General features: G+C 57.7%; 2 protein-coding genes and 1 pseudogene. 1 reads left to right on the plus strand and 2 read right to left on the minus strand.

The features are described from left to right. Positions 1-206, plus strand: a pseudogene (locus FJ938_RS29740) (hypothetical protein); the annotation flags it as partial. Positions 207-444: 238 nt separating this feature from the next. Here FJ938_RS29740 and FJ938_RS29240 read toward each other — a convergent pair. After that, complete coding sequence (locus FJ938_RS29240) at positions 445-822, minus strand: hypothetical protein (protein ID WP_140700129.1); 378 nt, start codon at positions 820-822, stop codon at positions 445-447. A 27-nt stretch (positions 823-849) separates the two neighbouring features. Beyond that, on the minus strand, positions 850-1,451 hold a 602-nt coding region (locus FJ938_RS29675), incomplete at its 5' end, for a hypothetical protein (protein ID WP_181169217.1).

Raw genomic sequence — 1,451 nt, forward strand, 5'->3', positions numbered from 1 at the left:
CGAAAACGAACACCAATTTTTGGGTCGAGAAGTTCGATCGCAACCAGTCGCGAGACAGAAGGAATGGTGAGGCACTTGCAGCGGCGGGGTGGCGCGTCATTGTTGTTTGGGAGTGCGAGTTGGGCACCTCCGTCAAGGTAGATTCTAGGGCTGGCGAACTAGCTGCCGACATCATCTCCCCGGGGCTGCACTCCGTCAGCCACTAGTTTCTGCTTGAGTGGCGCAGGCTCAATTTCGGTCTTCAGCTGGGCGCATGGGGTTGAGCTCCAGAACCGCACCTTTCGACTCGATCCATATGGCAGTTAAAGCCACCGCCCCTTCAAATCTGGGTCTAGTCTAGCCAATCTGAGCTTTCGGGTTTTGGGCGCCGACTGCGACAGGCAGGTCTGTCGATATCACGGTTGGAAGATTTCCCGCCGCCAGATCTGCGTTGGTGCCCACGGATCAGGCCTCCCGCTCTTTGATGCGTCGTCCGTTGCGCTTTTGTCCGCCTAAGTCAGCGGAAACTTGAAGCAGGCGCTCAACATGGAAGTTGAGTTCATCACGATCTAGCGTGGCGAGCGGCATGCTTGCCATGGTAACCACTTCTTCATTCTCGCCGACTTCCCTCAGGGCCACGGTGGTTGCATGATTCCAAGCAGCGGCCATCAATTTCTTTAGCGATGCGAGAGTCGGGCGAGCGCTTAAAGTGGCGATGGGAAGTACGAGGTTCACAACTGGGTTGCTTGGCTCCGAGCGGGGGGAGGTTTCCACCATGATAAGCGCGCCCTTCGCGGCACCCGACCGGATCCCAATCTTCCCCGAGGCGCCGTCGAGTTCCACCTTGTATCCGGCCTCCTGAATTCGAGCTTAGAGCATGACCAAGTAGGCCGGCGGTTGGATCTCCCTATCGAGTACCTTTTTTCCGGCCACCTTTACGGCTTGGTGTCGGGTAAGGTCATTCGCCGTACGGGTTGTTTCGATATCGATCCGCACTGGGTCGCCTGCGGCCACGCACTCTCCTACTTCGAGTACCGCGTCCATCCGAGATGCAGGGGACTTGAGCGTTTCATCAATCCGCGCAAGTCCCCAAAAGGCGTAAACGGCAGCCGTAACCAGCGCGCGCACCTGCGGGCCAGCTTCGAGATTGGTTTCCAGCTCTTCCAATCCCGATGGTTCGTGAGACAGAATGATGGCAAGGGCGGCGCGCCGCCCGATTTTCTCGCCGTCGGCTAAGCTAGGTATGTCGATCTCGGCACCGATGACTTTTTGACATCCCCGAATCCATGATTCCACTTCAGGACCCCGGCTTGCTACACGTTCCTCGATATCCTGGAGAAACTCACGTCGGTCGAAGCCCCTTTTGCCAAAGCGGGAACGCAGCGCTTCGATCGTGGCGCACCAAATCCCGATGTCGATTTCAGAGGAGCGCGGTTCGAGCGAGATCAGGAGGTTTCGCGCATTCTCAGCCA

The sequence above is a fragment of the Mesorhizobium sp. B2-4-14 genome, assembly GCF_006442155.1.
Classification (GTDB): domain Bacteria; phylum Pseudomonadota; class Alphaproteobacteria; order Rhizobiales; family Rhizobiaceae; genus Mesorhizobium.